Origin of the sequence: Candidatus Vallotiella adelgis (genome assembly GCF_020541305.1) — a bacterium.
Classification (GTDB): domain Bacteria; phylum Pseudomonadota; class Gammaproteobacteria; order Burkholderiales; family Burkholderiaceae; genus Mycetohabitans; species Mycetohabitans adelgis.
Genome location: NZ_CP047396.1, coordinates 801,259 through 822,164 on the forward strand (window position 1 = coordinate 801,259; position 20,906 = coordinate 822,164).

Annotated in this window: 19 protein-coding genes; 1 reads left to right on the forward strand and 18 read right to left on the reverse strand. The window is 47.4% G+C overall.

The features are described from left to right. Window positions 1-369: 369 nt before the first annotated feature. The 18 genes from folC to GJV44_RS03010 all read right to left on the reverse strand — a co-directional run bounded on the left by folC (window position 370) and on the right by GJV44_RS03010 (window position 19,424). Window positions 370-1,695 carry a bifunctional tetrahydrofolate synthase/dihydrofolate synthase gene (gene folC, locus GJV44_RS02925; protein WP_226806891.1) on the reverse strand — a complete coding sequence of 442 codons (1,326 nt, stop codon included), beginning with the start codon at window positions 1,693-1,695 and terminating at the stop codon, window positions 370-372. A gap of 52 nt (window positions 1,696-1,747) precedes the next feature. Continuing rightward, window positions 1,748-2,599 carry an acetyl-CoA carboxylase, carboxyltransferase subunit beta gene (accD, locus tag GJV44_RS02930; protein ID WP_226806273.1) on the reverse strand — a complete coding sequence of 284 codons (852 nt, stop codon included), beginning with the start codon at window positions 2,597-2,599 and terminating at the stop codon, window positions 1,748-1,750. A gap of 49 nt (window positions 2,600-2,648) precedes the next feature. Then, window positions 2,649-3,452 carry a tryptophan synthase subunit alpha gene (gene trpA / locus GJV44_RS02935; RefSeq protein WP_226806274.1) on the reverse strand — a complete coding sequence of 268 codons (804 nt, stop codon included), beginning with the start codon at window positions 3,450-3,452 and terminating at the stop codon, window positions 2,649-2,651. Between the two features lie 25 nt (window positions 3,453-3,477). Further along, entirely contained in the window at window positions 3,478-4,314 is an 837-nt protein-coding gene (locus GJV44_RS02940; RefSeq protein WP_226806892.1) for a DNA-methyltransferase, read from the reverse strand. A gap of 23 nt (window positions 4,315-4,337) precedes the next feature. Then, complete coding sequence (trpB, locus tag GJV44_RS02945; protein ID WP_226806275.1) at window positions 4,338-5,531, reverse strand: tryptophan synthase subunit beta; 1,194 nt, start codon at window positions 5,529-5,531, stop codon at window positions 4,338-4,340. A 51-nt stretch (window positions 5,532-5,582) separates the two neighbouring features. After that, window positions 5,583-6,302 carry a phosphoribosylanthranilate isomerase gene (locus tag GJV44_RS02950; RefSeq protein WP_420885753.1) on the reverse strand — a complete coding sequence of 240 codons (720 nt, stop codon included), beginning with the start codon at window positions 6,300-6,302 and terminating at the stop codon, window positions 5,583-5,585. Continuing rightward, entirely contained in the window at window positions 6,292-7,092 is an 801-nt protein-coding gene (gene truA, locus GJV44_RS02955; RefSeq protein WP_226806893.1) for a tRNA pseudouridine(38-40) synthase TruA, read from the reverse strand. Before truA ends, GJV44_RS02950 begins: the two co-directional genes overlap by 11 nt. A gap of 1,210 nt (window positions 7,093-8,302) precedes the next feature. Continuing rightward, entirely contained in the window at window positions 8,303-9,418 is a 1,116-nt protein-coding gene (gene asd / locus GJV44_RS02960; RefSeq protein ID WP_226806277.1) for an aspartate-semialdehyde dehydrogenase, read from the reverse strand. 320 nt (window positions 9,419-9,738) lie between these two features. Further along, window positions 9,739-10,812 (reverse strand): 3-isopropylmalate dehydrogenase, encoded by a 1,074-nt coding sequence (leuB, locus tag GJV44_RS02965; RefSeq protein ID WP_226806278.1) that lies wholly within the window; start codon window positions 10,810-10,812, stop codon window positions 9,739-9,741. Between the two features lie 60 nt (window positions 10,813-10,872). After that, window positions 10,873-11,526 carry a 3-isopropylmalate dehydratase small subunit gene (leuD, locus tag GJV44_RS02970; protein ID WP_226806279.1) on the reverse strand — a complete coding sequence of 218 codons (654 nt, stop codon included), beginning with the start codon at window positions 11,524-11,526 and terminating at the stop codon, window positions 10,873-10,875. A gap of 250 nt (window positions 11,527-11,776) precedes the next feature. Next, window positions 11,777-13,186 (reverse strand): 3-isopropylmalate dehydratase large subunit, encoded by a 1,410-nt coding sequence (leuC, locus tag GJV44_RS02975; RefSeq protein ID WP_226806280.1) that lies wholly within the window; start codon window positions 13,184-13,186, stop codon window positions 11,777-11,779. Between the two features lie 563 nt (window positions 13,187-13,749). Beyond that, complete coding sequence (gltA, locus tag GJV44_RS02980) at window positions 13,750-15,051, reverse strand: citrate synthase (protein ID WP_226806281.1); 1,302 nt, start codon at window positions 15,049-15,051, stop codon at window positions 13,750-13,752. 51 nt (window positions 15,052-15,102) lie between these two features. After that, window positions 15,103-15,375, reverse strand: coding sequence for an FAD assembly factor SdhE (locus GJV44_RS02985; protein ID WP_226806282.1), 273 nt, complete (start codon window positions 15,373-15,375; stop codon window positions 15,103-15,105). Between the two features lie 7 nt (window positions 15,376-15,382). Beyond that, window positions 15,383-16,087 carry a succinate dehydrogenase iron-sulfur subunit gene (locus GJV44_RS02990; RefSeq protein ID WP_226806283.1) on the reverse strand — a complete coding sequence of 235 codons (705 nt, stop codon included), beginning with the start codon at window positions 16,085-16,087 and terminating at the stop codon, window positions 15,383-15,385. A 30-nt stretch (window positions 16,088-16,117) separates the two neighbouring features. Continuing rightward, a complete protein-coding gene (gene sdhA / locus GJV44_RS02995) occupies window positions 16,118-17,893 on the reverse strand; it encodes a succinate dehydrogenase flavoprotein subunit (RefSeq protein ID WP_226806284.1) in 1,776 nt (591 codons plus the stop codon). 4 nt (window positions 17,894-17,897) lie between these two features. Then, window positions 17,898-18,266, reverse strand: coding sequence for a succinate dehydrogenase, hydrophobic membrane anchor protein (gene sdhD, locus GJV44_RS03000; RefSeq protein WP_226806285.1), 369 nt, complete (start codon window positions 18,264-18,266; stop codon window positions 17,898-17,900). Then, window positions 18,267-18,677 (reverse strand): succinate dehydrogenase, cytochrome b556 subunit, encoded by a 411-nt coding sequence (sdhC, locus tag GJV44_RS03005; RefSeq protein ID WP_226806286.1) that lies wholly within the window; start codon window positions 18,675-18,677, stop codon window positions 18,267-18,269. 561 nt (window positions 18,678-19,238) lie between these two features. Further along, complete coding sequence (locus GJV44_RS03010) at window positions 19,239-19,424, reverse strand: hypothetical protein (RefSeq protein WP_226806287.1); 186 nt, start codon at window positions 19,422-19,424, stop codon at window positions 19,239-19,241. Between the two features lie 325 nt (window positions 19,425-19,749). Between GJV44_RS03010 and GJV44_RS03015 the strand changes: the two genes are divergently transcribed. Beyond that, window positions 19,750-20,730 (forward strand): malate dehydrogenase, encoded by a 981-nt coding sequence (locus GJV44_RS03015; RefSeq protein WP_226806288.1) that lies wholly within the window; start codon window positions 19,750-19,752, stop codon window positions 20,728-20,730. Window positions 20,731-20,906 lie beyond the last annotated feature (176 nt).

A 20,906-nucleotide genomic window follows, 5' to 3' on the forward strand; every position in this document is an offset into this window, starting at 1 on the left:
GATGTATTCAGTGTATCACCAGAGCTCAAGGTGTCGAATTTACTGTGTATAGAATCTGAATAGAGACATTATCGATCAAGGGATTTTGATCAGAGTCTAGAATCACTAGCAACGCTACTGCACTTATCAAAACTAGCAAGATCGAACGAACTAATCGCCAACGGGCATGCTGTTTTTTGGGCAGCGTTGGATCGAATAGTGCGGCACTTAGATGTGATCGATGCTTGCTATAGTTTGTTCGGCTCACATAGCGCCACGCGGTAACGCCGGATTGACTTGGGTTGTTTTTTTTGCTGAAGGAGAATAATCCCATATATAGCTTGTAGCAGAGCAGGCAAGCTTTCCCAGTTTGATTGCTTCTAGTGTAGATTAATGATGCAACATCTTACGATAGGTCATAACACCAGCCACTGTATAAAAACTGCCAAAAACAATAATTCTATCATTTTCAGATGCCTGGTCGAGCGCAGCCTGATAGGCAATCTGTGAATTTATGAAACGCCGTATCGGCGCGTTCAAGGATGTAGCGAGATTACTGTGCGATACACCAAGCGCTATTAATTTTTGTTCGATTTCGATAGCGCTGGCTGAACGCGACGTAGGTAATTCAGTTATGTACCAATAATTAACTTCTCTCTTTAAGAGAGTTAGCATGCCGACAATATCTTTGTCGGCCATTGCGCCGAATACCGCATAAGTGCGGGGGAAATACCCCATGTTACCTAAATTTTGTGCCAGAACTGCGGTTGCGTGAAAGTTATGTGCAACATCCAGCACGATCGCCGGTTTACTAGGAAGCACCTGAAAGCGCCCAGGCAACTTAACATTAGCCAGCCCAAGCCGGAGATCCAGCGCGCTGACTGGAAGACGCTCGCGTAGCGCCTCGAGCGCGGCGAGCGCCGCTGCAGTATTTAACAACTGATTTGCGCCGCGCAGCGCTGGATAGGCAAGCGCTGCACGTTTCGATGTGCGGCCACAGTAGCTCCATTGCTGCGGTAGACTGTTAGTATAACTTTCATAGTAGAAGTCGCGATTGAACAACCAGAGATCAGCACTGATTTCCTCGGCATATTTTATTACACTAGCCGGTGGTAGTGGATCGCCGATAATTGCTGGCCTGCCCGAGCGGAAAATGCCCGCCTTCTCGAAACCAATTTGTTCCCGCGTATTACCAAGATAATGTTGGTGATCCAGATCTATGCTAGTAATCACTGCACAATCAGCATCAATAATATTTATCGCATCAAAACGGCCACCAAGACCGACTTCTAGGATGACTACATCGAGCTGTCGGGCTGCAAATAAGCGCATAATCGCTAGCGCCGTAAACTCGAAGTAAGTGAGCGCAACTGGTTCTGGTAACGAAAACTGTGCAACGTAAATCGCTTCGAAATGAAGTAGTAATTCATCATCTGTTACATTGCAGCCGTCTACTCGAGCGCGTTCATTGAACTCAAGCAGATGTGGCGATGTGTGGCACCCAACATGATAGCCAGCACGTAGCAGAATTTCCTCTAGGATTGCGCATGTAGATCCCTTGCCGTTAGTTCCGCCCACCGTGATCACGGGACAGGCGAACTGTAAGCCAAGAATCTCTTTGACTTTCATAATACGAGATAGCTCTATGTCAATGCCAACTGGGTAGGCATTATCTAGATGTGCTAGCCAATCCTGAAGCGTGATAAACACAGTTATGGTAGCCCTCTCTTGTGTCAAGCGCTGCTGCTTCAGCAGCTACGTTCGATGTCTAGTGCATCAACAGTGCGATTAGCTGGGCAATTTCTTCGCGCATCCTTCGCCGCTCTACGATCATATCAATCGCACCTTTTTTGAGTAGAAATTCAGAACGCTGAAATCCTTCTGGAAGTTTTTCGCGCACCGTCTGCTCGATCACGCGTGGGCCAGCGAAACCGATCAGCGCATAGGGCTCAGCAATTACCACGTCGCCTAGAAAAGCAAAGCTGGCTGACACACCACCCATTGTAGGATCAGTCAGCACTGAGATAAACGGTAGCTTTGCTTGAGAGAGCTTCGTGAGAATCGCTGTAGTTTTAGCCATTTGCATTAGTGACAGCACACTTTCTTGCATCCGCGCGCCTCCTGATGCAGCAAAACAAATAAATGGAACTCGATGCTCAAGCGCATTCTTTACCCCACGGACAAAGCGCTCGCCGACAACTGAGCCCATTGATCCGCCCATAAACGCGAACTCAAAGCAGGCGACTACTACCAACGATCCGTGGATCGCACCGCCTACTACGACTATAGCGTCAGTCTCACCAGACTCGTTCATCGCATCCTTGAGCCGATCTGTATATTTTCGGCCATCCTGGAATTTCAGCGCATCAACAGCCAAAATCTCTTGGCCGATTTCATATCGGCCCTCCGGATCAAGTAATACATCTAAACGCTCGCGCGCGCTAATCCGCATGTGATGATTACATTTCGGACATACGTACATGTTGGCTCGCACATCATTTCGATAAAGCACCGCTTCGCAATTCAGGCACTTGATCCATAGTCCCTCGGGAATGCTTTTACGGCTGCGCGGATCTGTTTGCTTAATCTTAGGCGGAAGCAGCTCATCCAGCCAACTCATGAAAGCATCCTCAATGCGTAGTAGTTTTATCGCGGCATATCATCTAGACTTAAGCTACACAGTCTAGCGCGCGCCGCACTTCGGAGACAAATGTCTTGAGCGTATGTACAGCGTCTTGCCCAGGCGTCTGTTCAAGCAGTTGAACAATTTGGCTACCGATTACGACTGCGTCGCTAATTTCAGAAATCGCGCGGGCTGTAGAAGCATCGCGAATACCGAATCCGACTCCAATCGGTAGAGAAACCTGTGCCTTAATAGCCGGCATTCTATTTGCGATTCTGGAAACGTCGATATTTGCCGAGCCGGTTACACCATTGAGCGATACATAATAGACATAACCACTTGCCACGCGCCCTACTACAGCCATACGTTCTTCTGTAGAGGTTGGTGCAAGCAAGAAGATAGGATCAATATTATAACTGCGCATCGTATTAGCGAATTCAGCACTTTCCTCGGGCGGGTAGTCGACCACTAATACGCCATCCACACCAGCCTCATGCGCTGCAGCACCAAAGGCCTCGAGCCCCATCCGCTCAATCGGATTTGCGTATCCCATCAGTACTACTGGTGTATCACAGTTGTGATCGCAAAACGCGCGCACATTGTCTAGCACGCACTGCAATGTAATCCCGCGCGCCAGTGCCCGTTCCGATGAGCGCTGGATCACACGGCCGTCGGCCATTGGGTCCGAGAACGGTACACCAAGCTCAATTATATCAGCGCCACTAGCAGACAATACATGCATAAACTCGACAGTACGCGCTGGGTCGGGGTCTCCCGCGGTCATAAATGGAATCAATCCTTTGCGTCGATCGTGGGCTAACGCAGCAAACTTTGCTTTAATTCTAGACATATATTAAATTTTTAGCCGACATAAATTAGCTCATTTTGAGGTCAGATAATCTTCGATGCGCAAGTTCGCAGTATTTAGGATTAATTTCGTAGCCAACAAAGCGACGCTGACACCGTACGCAAGCCACTGCAGTAGTTCCGCTACCCATAAATGGATCGAGTACCAGCCCGCCCGGTGGGCAACTGGATAGTACCATACGCTCGATAATCTCTAGTGGTTTTTGCGTCGGATGCGCAATTCGCTCAGCATGCTGTCGATGCAGGCGCGATATAGACCAGACGTCTTTCGGGTTATAGCCATGTTCGAGCCATTTGCTGCCCTCAAAAATACGTCGTGAACGGGCTTTTTTTGTAACGGGATCATATGGGATCCGCACCGAGTCTAGATTAAAGTAATAGTCTCGCGATGCCGCAAAAAATCCAACATTGTCGTGAACTGACGTAAACCGACGTGTCGTGCCGCCCATGCTTGGTACGCGTCGATCCCAGATTATCTCGTTGATCATTGTAAGGCGGCGCTTTAAAAAATAGAAGATCTCTGGAGCGTATTGCCATGTGCAAAATATATACAGCGAACCACTTTTCTTGAGCTTTGGAATCACTAACTCAAGCCAGTGAAAAGTCCACAAGATAAAGTCCTGGCCGCTACGCTTATCAGAATTGTTGCCATAGTCTTTGCCTAACCCATATGGGGGATCAGCTACAATTAGGTCAATAGATTGGTCAGCTACGTTATCTACCTCAGAGAGGAAATCATGATTGCATAACTTAACCCCTATTAGGGTAGCGCGCTTACCACTAGATGGCTCACCAAGATTATCTTTTAATCTTGCTTGCTCACTTGCGCCATCTTGCGACGCAATTGGTGTCGCAAGATATGCTGTACTCAAAATGAGATTCCAGTGCGTTCAGCTACCGTATGCATATCTTTGTCGCCACGTCCAGAGAGATTAACTAATAATAGTTTGTCGCACGCTAGGCTTGGTGCAAGTTTCGCTGCATATGCAAGCGCGTGACTAGACTCGAGCGCAGGAATAATTCCTTCGATGCGGCAGCAGTCATAAAACGACTTCAGCGCTTCATTATCAGTGACTCCAACGTACTGTGCTCGGCCGGTATCGTGTAGCCACGCATGTTCTGGCCCGACACCCGGATAGTCTAACCCTGCGGAGATCGAATGGGTATCAATAATCTGCCCGTTTTCATCTTGCAGCAAATAAGTTCGATTTCCATGTAATACGCCGGGCGTGCCACCAATCAGCGAGGCGGCATGCCGGCAAGTGTCTATACCATCACCGGCTGCCTCTACACCAATCAATTGCACTGCTGTATCAGTGATATATGGATAAAAAATTCCTATTGCATTCGACCCTCCACCTACGCATGCAATTACCGCATCAGGATGACGCCTTACTAGTTCGGGCATCTGTACCCGACACTCATCGCCAATCACACGCTGAAAGTCACGTACCATCATCGGATATGGATGGGGGCCAGCTACGGTGCCGATGATGTAGAACGTATTCTCGATATTTGTGACCCAATCGCGCATTGCTTCATTGAGCGCATCTTTGAGAGTACATGAACCTGAGTCAACTGATATAACAGTTGCGCCAAGCAGTTTCATCCGATAAACGTTCATGGCTTGACGACGCATATCTTCGGCGCCCATATATACTACGCACTCCATGCCAAAGCGCGCAGCGATTGTCGCTGTCGCAACGCCGTGCTGACCGGCTCCTGTCTCTGCTATAATGCGTGGCTTGCCCATGCGACGCGCTAGCAAAGCCTGACCAATTACATTATTGACTTTATGCGCGCCAGTATGATTCAAGTCCTCGCGCTTTAAATAAATCTGCGCACCCCCAAGCAGATTGCTCCAACGCTGTGCGTGATAAATCGGGGACGGACGACCGACAAAATGTTTTAACTCATGCACATATTCGTCGACGAACGCAGGATCTTGCCGATATCTATCGTACGCGTCACGTAGCTCAGTAAGCGCGTGCATGAGGGTTTCGGCAACAAATACGCCGCCATAAGGGCCGAAGTGACCGCGTTTATCAGGCAAGTTATACATTACTATTACTCTTTTTATATAACGGCTCGTGTTACGCGAACAGACCGTTCACTAAACGCCTGTCGCCTCTATTGCTGTATCTGTGGCCCGGACAGTATCGATAAACGCTGCCATACGCACATGGTCTTTTACACCCTTTGCACCGGGCACTTCGATGCCGCTAGACACATCTACAGCATATGGATGCATCGAGTAAATAGCATCAGCTACGTTTTGCGTGTTTAAGCCACCACTCAAAATAGCTTGATTAGCAATATCTGCTGGAATCAGCGACCAATCAAACGCTTTTCCGCCGCCACCATAACTATCCACCCATGTATCAAGTACTAATCCCGTAGCATTAGCATAGTGAAACGAGGACTTTACTAAATCAGTTGGCTGAGTATTTGGCCCAACGCGTAGGGCGCGCAGCCAACGCAGATTTGTGCTCTTAGTTAAAGTAGCGCAACGTAACGGTGTCTCATCACCGTGAAATTGCACCATACTAAGCGGAACAGAATCGAGCACTTGCTTAAACATTGCATCGTCAGCGTTGACAAATAGCCCTACTATAAGAACGAATGCAGGTACACGGCGCGCTAGCGCAGCAGCACGCTCGATACTAACGCAACGAGGGCTAGGTGGATAAAAAACTAGACCAATCGCATCAGCTCCTAGTGCAACAGCATAATCGACGTCTTGCGCAGTAGACAAACCGCATAGCTTCACGCGCGTATGTCGCACACGAGAGGTAAACGCAGCAGTGCTAGCAGTTATAGGCTTAGTCACGATTCCATGCCTCGCTAAACAGTAAAGTAGCAAGATTAGGCGGCGGCACACCGAAGTTATTGGGATAGCTTACTCGAGCTAGATATAGGCCATCCGGCATGAATGTTGGTGCCGCATGCTTGCGCTCTCGAGCAGCTAGTACTTCAGCCATCCAATAAGCCGCATGCTTGCGCCGACCAACCGACACTAAACAACCCATGATGTTGCGCACCATTCGCTGAAGAAATGCATTCGCACGAAAATGCAAATGCACAAACGGCTTATTTTCGACAATATCTATCGCATATAAATGCTTAACAGGCGTCTTTGACTGGCAATGAGATGCACGAAACGATGAAAAATCATACTCACCAATTAAATATTCTGCGGCCTCGCGCATGCCCTCAATGTCCAGGGCTGTATGCACCCACCCGGCGCGATTCGCAAGCATTGGCAATCGTATCGGGTTCATATACAGCACATAGCAATACGTACGTTCAAATGCCGAAAAACGCGCATGAAAAGTCATTGGAACTTGCTTTGCCCACTGTACTGCAATACTAGACGGCAAGAAGGCGTTAATGCCACGAACCCATGAAGATTCACTGCGATCAAGATATGTATCAAAATGCACGACTTGACCGAGCGCATGCACACCCGCATCAGTGCGTCCAGCGACTATGGTAAGCAGCGGAACTTGAGCAAATTGCTTTAGTGCATGCTCAAGCACGTTCTGCACTGTATTACCATGTGGCTGCATTTGCCAGCCACAGAATACGGCACCGTCATACTGGAGTCCTAGCGCAATGCGCATTTCTACCCCGCTTAACATGACGCAAGCACAGTCATATGACTTTCATACTTAGTATAGCGTCATTAGATCCTGTGGCACAATAAATTTTCTGATTAATACACGTACCTAACTTATTCATTAATCGTATATAATGCGGCAGCTAGATCGAGTGAGTAAGACTCAGATCATGACAAATTTATTTAACTCGTCCGACGTTATACAGATCAATGATTACTGAGTCATCGGGGGCAGTGGGTTTATTCTTGAAATGGGTAGAACCGATGCAGGGCAATAAAGCAATATTCGCTAGCTCACTATAGAGAGCAACGCGCGACGGCATTGTCAATGCAGCCGTATTATAGAGCATTAATACTCTTGGAAAAAGCGACAACGATGTTAACGCGGCCGCTGAGTATAGCAGGAATTCGGGTATATAGAGTGATTTTCGTCTTGTTCTCACTCCCTTATTTTCTCATATCAATAGGTGTCTGATGAAGTATTATTCTTTAGTATAAGAGCTATCCGTATCAGCGTACTGACGACTAGTGAGGCTTAATCGATAGCATAGCTACCGCTGTTAGATAGATGTAATATGGTTGGTATTGTAAGGAAAGCGAGACAGCGAGGTGCTATCCGTAGCATTCGCTAATCTCTTTATGTGGGTAATTGGTTGTACTTGCCGCCTCGACAGATGTCGAGGCGGCAAGTAGCGCATATAGTCGCACTGACAAATTAAAAAAGACATCTACTTATCGGGAACCAGCGTTGATAGCCACCGCCGGCACACAAGTGTGCAACGCATGATTTTTTATAGCTACAGCGCTGCTTAGCACATATACGAAAAGTCATTGTTTCCGTGACGTTTATCGCCTAAATCTCCCTACTGATTTTCGAGGATTCAAGTTTTGCTGCATCAATGCTTCAGAATTTTCCTCAAATAACGGCGCTTATTCTGTGAGAAATTACTTAATCATTGGGCCTGATATAACGTAATGAACTCGATTAGCTGGATGGGAAAGACTGTATCTTGTGTTATTAGCAACTTCTACTGATACTAAAACGAGGCCAACCGAATTCGATAGATTCGCATACTCGTTAAGCGTCTTACATCACATTATGTTTTTCTAACTCAAGATACTGTGAAGTTTTTCCACCCACTGATTTCTATTTTTATCTAGATTTTTCTGTTCGGATATAATCTGCAACGGGTTTGCGGCGTAATCCCTAGCGATTAATATTCAAGCAAAATTCTCAACATTCTACGTAGTGGTTCGGCAGCACCCCACAGTAATTGGTCACCGACAGTAAATGCTAATAAATATTCCCCGCCCATCGCTGGTTTGCGCAAGCGGCCAACTGGTATCGATAGCGTGCCAGTCACGTTAGCCGGTGATAGCTCGCGTATTGATTCGGCACGTTCGTTTGGTACAACCTTAACCCAATTAGTCTCTGTCTTTAGAATGTGATGAATCTCGTTAAGGGGTACATTTTTCGTTAACTTGATCATCATTGCTTGTGAGTGGCAACGCATTGCACCAATTCGCACGCACAATCCATCAACTGAGATCGATCCTGGCTCACCGGCAGGTGGGCCACCGAGAATTTTGTTTGTCTCCGCACTACCCTTCCATTCTTCTTTTGATATGCCATTTCCTAGATCTTTATCTATCCATGGAATTAGAGACCCAGCTAGCGGCGTGCCGAAATGCTGCGTTGGCATTTCCTGACTGTTCATTACTGATGATACACGGCGATCGATATCTAAGATAGATGATGCAGGATCGGAGAGTTGCAGCTCAACTGCCCCATGAAGCGTTCCCATCTGCGATAAAAGCTCACGCATGTTTTGCGCGCCAGCCCCAGAAGCGGCCTGATATGTCATCGCGGTTATCCAGTCAACCAGATTGTGCTGAAATAATCCACCTAGCGCCATCAGCATTAAGCTCACGGAACAATTCCCGCCGATAAATGCGCGGCCGCCATGTAATAGCGAATTACGAATCACGTTAAGATTTACTGGGTCTAGGATAATTACTGCGTCGTCTTTCATCCGAAGTGTAGATGCCGCATCGATCCAGTAGCCTTTCCATCTAGCTGCACGGAGATTTGGATAAACGTCGTTTGTGTAACGACTTCCTTGGCACGTAACAATCGCGTCGCAGCGTTTTAGATCATCGATATTAAATGCATCTTTAAGCCTCGCGTTCGCAAATGCTGGTGCCGCACTACCCACATTGCTGGTACTAAAAAAAACTGGTTCTATCAGGTCAAAATCGCGCTCCTGTTGCATGCGCTGCATTAAGACACTGCCAACCATGCCGCGCCAACCCACGAAACCTACGTTCATGACTTACCCTTAAAATCAATGTTTTGCTGTTTTTCTACGGTGTAGACGCGTGAGGTAATAATTCGAACATGAAAAAACACAAAAAAAATTTTTTTGTGTTTAAGTGCGAATAATTGTTGCACCTATAGGTATGCAATATACGTTTATCAACGTGCGCTTTGATTGTCACTTATGATTGCAGATCTACATTTATTAGGCAGGACGGTATAGTCATATTATTGAGTGTATACGAAATTATAGTGTAATAATGGCAAACTAGCTTGGAAACCTAAGTGAGGTAGCGATTTATACGATCTTAGATAAATCGTCTAGGTAGGTAATTAGGATGCTAACGCCGCAATAACCGCATCGCCCATTTCTTGCGTACCGACTTTTTTGCAATTCGGTGTAGCAATATCCATTGTACGATAGCCTTGTGCAAGTATGCTCTTTACTGCATCTTCGACTCGATTCGCTTGTTCAGCTCGCCCCAGTGAGTAGCGTAACATCATTGCAACTGACAGGATCGTTGCGAGCGGATTGGCTATACCTTTGCCCGCAATATCAGGCGCCGAACCATGTGACGGCTCATACAAGCCTTTGTTATTCGCATCAAGCGACGCAGAGGGCAACATTCCGATCGATCCGGTCAGCATAGCCGCTTCGTCAGATAAAATATCGCCAAACATATTGCCCGTGACAATTACATCGAATGTCTTAGGCGCTTTTACTAGTTGCATTGCTGCGTTATCGACATACAGATGCGATAGTTCGACATCTGGGTACTCGCATGCCACGCTAGTTATGACGTCCCTCCACAGTTGCGATGTTTCCAACACGTTAGCTTTGTCAATCGAGGTCAACCGCTTAGCGCGCTTTTGCGCGGACTGAAAGGCTACGTGCGCAATACGTCGTACCTCTGGCTCTGCATAGCGCATTGTATCGAAACCCTCGCGACTGCCATAAAACGGGCCGTCCGGTGCATCGCGCAGGCCGCGTGGCTGTCCGAAGTAGATATCACCGCTCAGCTCACGAACAATAAGGATGTCAAGTCCAGATACAATCTCTGACTTCAGTGAAGATGCGCCGGTCAGCTCCGAATAGCAGATTACCGGCCTTAAGTTTGCGAATAACCGCAAGTGTTTACGCAAACCAAGGATTGCCTGCTCTGGACGTAGCTCACGCTCAAGCCTATCGTATTTCCAATCACCGACTGCACCAAATAGAATCGCATCTGCATGGCTGGCCAGTGCTAACGTAGCGTCCGGTAATGGATGCCCGCCGACCTCGTAGCCGGCCCCACCGATCGGTGCCTGCTCTATCTCAAAGCGCTCCTCAAGAGCATTTAATATTTTTACCGCCTCGGTAACGATTTCCGGGCCAATCCCATCGCCCGGTAATACGGCAACTTTCATATGTTATATTTTAAGAATATTGGGCTAAAAAATAAGACGTGTTATAGCAACACCTATCATCTAACTGACAGGTTGATTAACTAGCCAGGGCTGACGAGCTAGCCGATTTATCTCAAACTGACGAATCCGGTCAGAATAACGCAGAGTAAGACTAATATCATCGAACCCATTCAGAAGACAGTACTTACGAAAAGGGGCGATATCGAACTCGAATATATTAGTGCCGTCTAAAGTGCGCACTTGTTGCTGCTCTAGATTAATCGTCAGCTGGAAACCTTTGAATGCAGCTGTTTCATAGAATAGTTGCTGTATATCAGAGCTACACAACACGATTGGCAGCAAGCCGTTTTTTAGGCAATTGTTAAAGAAGATATCCGCAAAGCAAGGGGCAATAATAGCCCTAAATCCGTACTGCTGTAATGCCCAGGGTGCATGTTCACGTGAACTTCCGCAGCCAAAGTTTTGGCGTGCAAGTAAAATCGAGGCGTCTTGGTAAGGCGGCTGATTCAGTACAAAATCTGGGTTCAGCGGCCGCTTTGAACAATTCTGGCCCGGCTCCCCATGGTCTAAATAGCGCCACTCATCAAATAAATTTGGACCGAATCCTGTACGCTTAATAGACTTCAGGAACTGCTTTGGAATAATAGCATCAGTATCGACATTCTCTCGATCGAGAGGTACAACAATACCGGTGTGAACAACAAATTTTTCCATGACTTCCCTCTTACGTGATCGAGTCCTGAATCAGGTCTCAAGCCTGCTTTTTCGAGCTATATAAGTTGATAGTGTGACCTTGCAACACAACCGGCGTTACTCTATTTCCTCCCTTAATCGTCGCACTAGACTTACGCGCTTTTACTCCAAACTTGACAAGGTATCGTATCTAGCAACTATAAAATCACTGTAGGCGTCCTAATTTACGTAATCAAAATATATACTGTATTTTTACACTCTATATATCGCGTTAAGCTAGTTTACGCACATCTACGAAATGCCCTTCGATAGCTGCTGCGGCTGCCATTGCCGGGCTAACAAGGTGAGTCCGACCACCATTGCCTTGACGTCCCTCAAAATTGCGATTTGACGTCGACGCGCAACGTTCGCCTGGCTCGAGCCGATCTGCGTTCATTGCTAGACACATCGAGCAACCTGGCTCGCGCCATTCAAAACCAGCGTTCTCGAATACTTTATCTAGTCCCTCTTGTTCAGCCTGCGCTTTCACGAGTCCAGATCCCGGAACAACTAGTGCCTGCCGGATGCTAGGTGCAATACGCCGTCCGAGCTTGCGTACTACATGCGCGGCTGCGCGAAGATCTTCGATGCGCGCATTCGTGCAAGATCCGATGAAGATCTTATCGAGCTTGATTGCCTCTATAGCCTGATTAGGCTCTAGCGCCATATACTGGAGAGCGCGCTCTATTGAATCATGCTTCACTGGATCTTTCTCGCACTCCGGGTCTGGCACGCGTGAGTTAATTGAAGTAACCATTTCTGGTGATGTGCCCCACGTTACTTGGGGCATAAGCTGTACAGATTTTAGCTCGATAACGCGGTCAAAGTGCGCATCTTTATCAGAGCGGAAAGTTCGCCAATATTGTGCAGCCCGCTCAAATTCGGCACCTCTCGGTGAGAAAGGCCGTTCGTGCAGATAGTCGATCGTTATATTATCGACCGCCACCATTCCGGCGCGCGCCCCAGCTTCAATGGCCATATTACACAGGGTCATGCGACCTTCCATGGACAGCGCACAGATCGTCGATCCGGAAAATTCAATAGCGTAGCCAGTACCGCCTGCCGTACCGATGCGCCCGATAATCGCAAGCGCAATGTCTTTAGCCGTGCATCCACTCGGTAAAATGCCATCGACCTTGATAAGCATATTCTTGCTTTTTTTCTGCAGCAAAGTTTGAGTCGCGAGCACATGTTCAACCTCGGATGTTCCGATTCCATGTGCGAGCGCGCCAAATGCGCCGTGCGTCGACGTGTGGGAATCACCGCATACGATTGTCATACCGGGCAGCGTTGCGCCTTGCTCCGGACCAATGATGTGAACAATACCTTGCCGCTGGTCGTTCATTTTGAATTGCATGATGTTATAAGCATCACAGTTGGCGTCTAACGTATCAACTTGCAGTTTAGAAACGGGATCGGCAATACCATGGCTTCGGTCGGTAGTTGGCACGTTGTGGTCTGACACTGCCAGATTTGCACTAATACGCCACACGGGTCGCTGCGCGAGCCTCAGGCCTTCGAATGCCTGAGGCGAAGTAACTTCATGCAAGAGATGCCGATCAATATAGATTATAGTAGTGCCGTCTTCCTCAGTATGGACGACGTGCGAATCCCACAGTTTGTCATACAAAGTCTGAGGCATGTCGTTTAGTCTCGGGTGAGTTCTGGAATGTAATATGGAAGAGATAGCATAGGTTAGTATCGCGTTAGCTCACGTACTAATTATGCCAGCAGCACGGGCTTATTCGCCACCCATTGTTGTAGAAACCTTATTAATCAATAGGCTGATTAGATATTCTCAATACTGAGATAAATGCCTTCGGCTTTATTGATGCACGTTGAACAACGATATCCCATCACAGCGGGATAATATACTTATCACCTTGCGTACAGATCTGCCGTATAACACATTTTCTTATTACAAGCTTTTTTCTTAGATCTTAGATATAACTAAGCATAAATCTCATATTTCTGAGACAGAATACAAGCAGAACTACAGCGTTCAATTGCTATCAGTCATTACTGTATTGGAGATGGCTAAATGCGGCAGCTTAGCCAGAGGTTCCAGTAATCCTGGAATAAAAAAACGAACTAAAGACGCCTGTCTAGTACCTCTTACCCGTCGACCTTGATGGCTAATTTAATCAGAGATAACCTATCCCAATAGGCTACTAATCTCGAGCCACTGAACATAAGTGTATTCTCTTAGCGCCGGTCGATCGACTTAGCCTCGCGCGGTGTATAGCCGATAAACAACTGACGTGGACGACCTATCTTTTGCTCCGGCTCCGAAATCATTTCACTCCACTGAGCGATCCAACCTACGGTGCGAGCCATCGCGAAAATGCAGGTAAACATCGATGTTGGAATGCCGAGCGATCGTTGTACGATGCCGGAATAAAAGTCCACATTCGGATATAGTTTACGTGAGACAAAATACTCATCTTCAAGCGCAATTTTCTCCAGTTCCATTGCCAACTTGAATAGCGGATCGTCATGCAAGCCCAGCTCATTGAGCACCTCGTAACACGTCTCACGCATCAATTTCGCACGCGGATCATAATGTTTATATACACGGTGACCAAAACCCATCAGCTTGACACCGGAGTTTTTGTCTTTGACCTGCTTAATGAATTCTGGAATTTTATCTGGCGAGCCAATTTCTTCCAGCATGTTTAGAGCCGCCTCGTTGGCGCCGCCATGAGCCGGCCCCCACAGGCATGCGATACCTGCAGCGATACATGCGAAAGGATTAGCACCAGACGAGCCGGCTAGTCGTACAGTCGACGTCGATGCGTTTTGTTCGTGATCCGCGTGCAAAATTAGAATGCGATCTAGAGCGCGCACCAGAACATCGCTGACCGTATACTCCTCGCACGGATTCGCGAACATCATGCGCATAAAGTTCGCGCTATACGATAAGTCGTTACACGGATAAACAAACGGCTGGCCAATGCTGTACTTATAGGCCATAGCGACGAGCGTCGGCAGCTTTGCAATCATTCGAATCGCTGATACGTCCCGATGACGCGGATCATTAATGTTTAGCGAATCGTGGTAAAATGCCGCTAGTGCGCCTACAGCTGCCGTTAGAATCGCCATTGGATGTGCGTCGCGACGAAACCCTCGGAAAAAAAACTGTATCTGCTCATGAACCATTGTATGCTTCGATACGGTATCGGCAAATTCTTTGTTCTGTTTTTGGTTAGGTAAATCACCCTTTAGCAGTGCATAACAAGTCTCGAGAAAATCGGCGTTTTGAGCTAGATCGTCAATTGGGTAGCCTCGGTATAGCAACTCGCCTTTATCACCATCAATATAAGTGATTGCGGAGTTACATGATGCGGTAGACATAAATGCTGGATCATATGTAAATTTACCGGTTTGACCGTGCAATTTTCGAATATCTATAGCATCCGGACCCATCGTGCCTTTGTAGATCGGAAGTTCGACACTCGGCGAGTGATCGCTGAACGATAGCGTGGCTTTAACGTCTGATGGGGTCATAGCATGTCCTCAATCGTGATACGGGAAATAATTTGCGATATAACGCACGAATCACACTGCGCGTAGCCAACTAAGTATGCGCACCACATCAGGTGTCGCGAATGGCGCATTAAGTTCGCTGCGCGAAAGCAAGAGATCCATTAACTCGCTATCGGACAGCTCTAGTAGTTGCGTGAGCGCGCTAACGTCCGCGGCGCTAAGTATATGTTCATATCGCCTGAAGAAACGCTCAAAAATTAAATCGTTTTCCAGAATGCCTCGACGCGCGCGCCAGCGAATCCTCGCGCGTCGTATATAGTCGTCGGACTGATAGGATGATGACACGTTAGCCTCAAATTGCCCGCCGCACCATCAGTTCCTTAATCTTTCCGATCGCTTTCGTCGGATTAAGCCCCTTAGGACACACGTCGACGCAGTTCATAATCGTGTGACAACGGAATAAACGATACGGGTCTTCTAAGTTATCTAAGCGATTGCTAGTTGCCTGATCTCGACTATCGGCGATAAATCGATATGCCTGCAACAGGCCTGCCGGACCAACGAATTTATCCGGGTTCCACCAAAAGCTGGGACATGCAGTCGAACAAGTTGCGCAAAGAATGCACTCGTATAAACCGTCCAGTTCATCACGTTCCTTGGGCGATTGCAACCTCTCTTTCTCTGGCGGCGGATTATCGTTAATTAAATACGGCTTGATTGAATGATACTGGTTAAAGAACTGCGTGAAATCACAAATCAAATCGCGCACGACTGGCAGCCCCGGCAACGGACGCAGTATGATCGTATGTGGAAGCTTATTGAGATTCTCTAGACATGCTAGCCCGTTTTTTCCATTTATGTTCATTGCATCCGAGCCGCACACACCTTCACGACATGAACGGCGGAACGAAATTGTCTCGTCGATTGACTTAAGTTTGATGAGCGCGTCAAGCAGCATCCGGTCGCTTGCATCTAGCTCGATCTCATACGTTTGCATGCGCGGCTTAGGATCTTTGTCTGGATCGTAGCGGTAAATTTCAAAAATACGTTTTGCCATATTTATTTCCTTAGACTTTTCGAAAACTGCTTAGAAGGTTCGCAGCTTTGGAAAAATCGGGTCGACGGTTAGCGGCTTCATATGCACTGGCTTATAGTCTAGACGATCACCTTCGCTAAACCACATCGTATGGCATAGCCAGTTTATATCGTCTCGGCACTTGTAGTCGCTCTGCGCATGCGCGCCGCGACTTTCCTTGCGCGCTTCAGCTGAAACCATCGTAGCGCGGGCAACTTCAGTCAGATTAGCTAACTCGAGCGCTTCGACTCGCGCGGTATTAAACACGCGTGACTTGTCTTGAAGATATACGTTGTCAGCACGTGAACATACTTTGTTAATCTTTTCGACACCTTCGGCAAGCAGCTTAGAAGTGCGGAACACGCCCGCATGCGCCTGCATTGTCTTTCGGATTTCTGCTGCCACCGCCTGTGTATGCTCGCCTGATATAGATGCATCTAGCCTAGCGAGCCGCGATAACGTAAACTCAACTGAGTCGACCGGCAGTGGCTTATGATGCTTGACATCCCTCACCCTCTTAATAATATGATCGCCGGCTGAACGGCCGAATACCAGCAGATCCAGTAACGAGTTTGTGCCAAGCCGGTTCGCGCCGTGAACTGATACGCACGAGCATTCGCCGACTGCATAGAAGCCGTTGACCGGCTCTTCTTGAGCCCTTGGTGTGCCGATGACTTGACCATAGATATTTGTTGGAATTCCTCCCATCTGATAGTGGATTGTCGGCACAACCGGAATTGGTTCCTTAACTGCATCGACGCTCGCAAACTTTAGTGCGATTTCGCGAATCGACGGCAGACGCTTCATAATTGTTTCCGCTCCGATGTGCGATAAGTCTAGAAGCAAGTGGTCTTTGTTTGGGCCACACCCGCGACCTTCTTTAATTTCTTGGTCCATTGAGCGAGATACGAAGTCGCGAGGTGCCAGATCCTTCAGCGTCGGTGCATAACGCTCCATGAAACGCTCACTATGCGCATTACGTAGGATACCACCTTCGCCGCGTACCCCCTCAGTGATTAGTACACCAGCTCCTGCAACACCAGTTGGATGAAACTGCCAAAATTCCATATCTTGCAGCGCGATGTTAGCGCGCGCGGCCATCCCGAGACCGTCGCCAGTATTAATGAATGCGTTCGTTGATGCATGAAAGATGCGTCCAGCCCCGCCGGTTGCAAACAGTGTGCACTTACCCTGAAGAATATAGACGTCACCGGTTTCCATCTCGAGTGCAGTGACACCGAGCACATCACCCTCGGTATTTCGGATTAGATCTAGCGCCATCCATTCAACAAAGAAATGCGTTCTGGCTTCCACATTCTTCTGGTATAGTGTATGCAGCAGCGCATGACCGGTACGATCCGCGGCTGCGCAAGCGCGCTGCACTGGCTTTTCGCCATAGTGTGCAGTATGCCCCCCGAATGGGCGCTGATAAATTGTGCCATTTGCATTACGGTCGAATGGCATACCAAAGTGTTCAAGCTCATAAACAGTTCTCGTTGCCTCGCGGCACATAAACTCAATTGCATCCTGATCACCGAGCCAGTCTGAGCCCTTGATCGTGTCATAAAAATGATAATGCCAGTTATCTTCGCTCATATTTCCGAGCGATGCGCCGATACCACCTTGAGCAGCCACTGTATGCGAGCGAGTTGGAAACACCTTAGAAAGCACAGCGACCGACAGACCGGCCTTCGCTAGTTGCAACGATGCCCGCATTCCAGAGCCACCTGCGCCGACGATCACCACGTCAAACTTACGCGATGGTAGTAAATTCTTAATTGCAATCATGCTTTTAAACTCTCCAAAGGATCTGTGCCGCATAGCCACTACATGCGATGAGCCAAACAATCGTCAGCACTTGTAATGCGAGCCGCACGCTGACCGGCTTCACGTAATCCATCCAGATGTCGCGCATACCGACCCAAGCGTGATAGACAAATGAAAGTAGCGTGACAAATGTCGCAAGCCTCATCCATTGGATCGAAAAGATTGCTGCCCAACCATCATATGAGAAATTACCTGCTGAGAAAAACCAACCCAGCAAGATCACAGTGTAGATTGCCATGACTGCCGCGGTCGCACGCTGCGCAATCCAGTCTCGTAGCCCATAGTGAGCGCCAACAACTAAGCGCCTCGGACCAATTCCGTGATTCTTCTCCATTTAAAAGACTCCAAACAGTTTAAGTGCAACGGCGATCATAAGTACCGACGACGCCAGCACTACGACGATAGACGTTTTTTTGCTGCCCTGCTTCGTGACTGCATACTGCGCATCCAGTAGTAAGTAGCGCAATCCAGCGCAGAAGTGAAATATGTATGCCCATGACAACATAAGCACGATAAGTTTAAGTAAGGGGCAAGCAAAGAAGGCTTTGAGAGACGCGAAGCTAAGCTCCGAAGTTAGGCTATTCTCAAGCAGGTATAGCGAGAAAGGCAGCAGAATAAACAGCAGTGCGCCGCTCATGCGATGCAGGATGGACACACGGCCCGCGAGCGGAAGCCGATATTTCAGTATTTGGCTAATATTAACATTCCGATACTCCGGTTTTGGTTTCTTTACAGCTTCAGCCATTGATATACCCTAAATTGAGACATAATCTGTAATTTTAACGCCTTTTCTTTTTATGATGTATTGCAACAATATTGTGCAATGTTCGTTTTGGCATCAGAGTCGCAATATTGCCTTACTACATATGCAAAAGTAGGTATGGTCTAGGCTAAGATACTGCGTGTGTCGGTGACATTGATTTCTTTTCTGTAGGATGCAATTGTTTGGGTAGTAACATCTTAATCATCTATACCAATCTTGACGTACTTCAGCCCGACTGATTGTAGTATGTATATGACAAATGACAACTCATGATCGAATAACCAGATGCAACGCCCAGCTAATAGCTAGGCGTTGTCAAGTGGACGTCGAATAGATCTTCCGAATGTACTTTCCGCTGGTTCGCGCAAGCGCCGCATCCTCTCTCCAATGGCCTAATGGATTCCTGCGGCACTGCATCTAATCCTCATGCGAATTACTACGAACACACCTTTACAGCGTACAGTTGGTATTGGCAACCAACTTATCAATCGTCTTTCGCGCGGTTTGCCTAGCTTATCTTGTAGCGTGCGGCTAACTCCTATCTTAATTGAGGATAACTTTACCCAGCTTCCATGCGACCGACATCAGCTGATTAATCTGTTGATAAGGCGGGTTGAGCGAATCAACGGTACAGACGAACCTCGCTTCAGGGCCATGCATTGTGATACTGAAGCTTGCAGCATCGTATTCATAATGTGGATTTATTATTATGATTACGATACTACTCATCTTTTTTGCTATATTTATATATCTTATATATCAAACATACTGAAAACGTACTATAGAATTGACTTTATTCCATTTTTCCTCCAGCATGCTGCACCTTAAGCAGGCTATTCAATATTCAATGAGCGAGATAGTGTCATCATGCCTCGCTTAACCCCGCGCGCTCGAGCTCCACAAGATGCAGGTAGGTCTGACCGTATGTGGTTGTGAATAAAACTGCGCTATACCAACGCTTGATGAACGTTTGCTCAAACACGCTGAAAAACTATACAGCGGGATTAGAATGCGTTCTTTGTTGCGTTTAATATCTTGTTTTGGAGGTTGATTAATGGATAAGCCCGTCAAACGCGTTGCTGTTACCGGCGCCGCAGGCCAAATTAATTACTCATTGCTGTTTCGTATTGCTAATGGCGAACTATTTGGTAAGAATCAATCGATCATTCTAAATCTGCTTGATTTGCCGCAAGCAAAAGCCGCTATCAGGGGCATAATGATGGAGCTTGAGGACTGTGCTTTCCCGCTGCTATCAAATATCATTGTCACAGATGATCTGAAAATTGCCTTTAGAGATGCCGATGTTGCGTTACTAGTCGGCGCCCGTCCTCGATCTAAAAACATCGAGCGTAAAGACTTGCTGTTGACTAACGCCGAGATTTTCTCGGTGCAAGGCCGCGTCCTTAACGAAGTCGCTAATCGAAATGTAAAAGTGTTAGTAGTAGGCAACCCAGCTAACACTAATGCCTATATTGCAATGAAATCAGCACCGGACTTGCCGAAGAAAAACTTCACTGCGATGCTACGCCTAGATCATAACCGCGCGCTGTCACAACTGGCTGCTAAGGTTGGAAAGTCGGTTTCCTCGATTGAAAGACTTGTGGTATGGGGTAACCACTCGCCGACAATGTATCCAGATTTCCGCTTTGCAACCGCTTCTGGTCAACCGATAACTCAATTGATAAATGATGCATGGAACCGCAACGTATTTATTCCAACGATTTGTAAACGGGGCGTGGCGATTATCGAGGCTCGTGGGCTCTCATCGGCTGCATCCGCTGCCAATGCAGTAATTGATCATATGCGAGACTGGATAGTTGGTACTGACGGAAAGTGGGTTACTATGGGTATACCGGCCGATGGCTCGTACTCTATCCCGGAAGGCGTCATCTATGGTGTGCCGGTAATTATCGAAAACGGCGAGTACAAGCGCGTCGAGCATTTAGAGATCGATGCCTTCTCACGTGCAAAGATGGATGCCTCGCTTAGTGAACTGCTCGAGGAGCGTGCCGGCATAGAGCACTTGCTCAGCTAAACTAGCATATACCTCGCACCTAATAATGTATACCTTGACACATACCTCAAGACATCTATTAAGATAATACACCAACCTAGCGCTAGTCTAAGCTCGAGATCGAGATATCGTATAAGCTTTATAGTAAATAACACTTTTCAGTAAAAGTCGGCAATATTATATGTTTTTCACCGAAA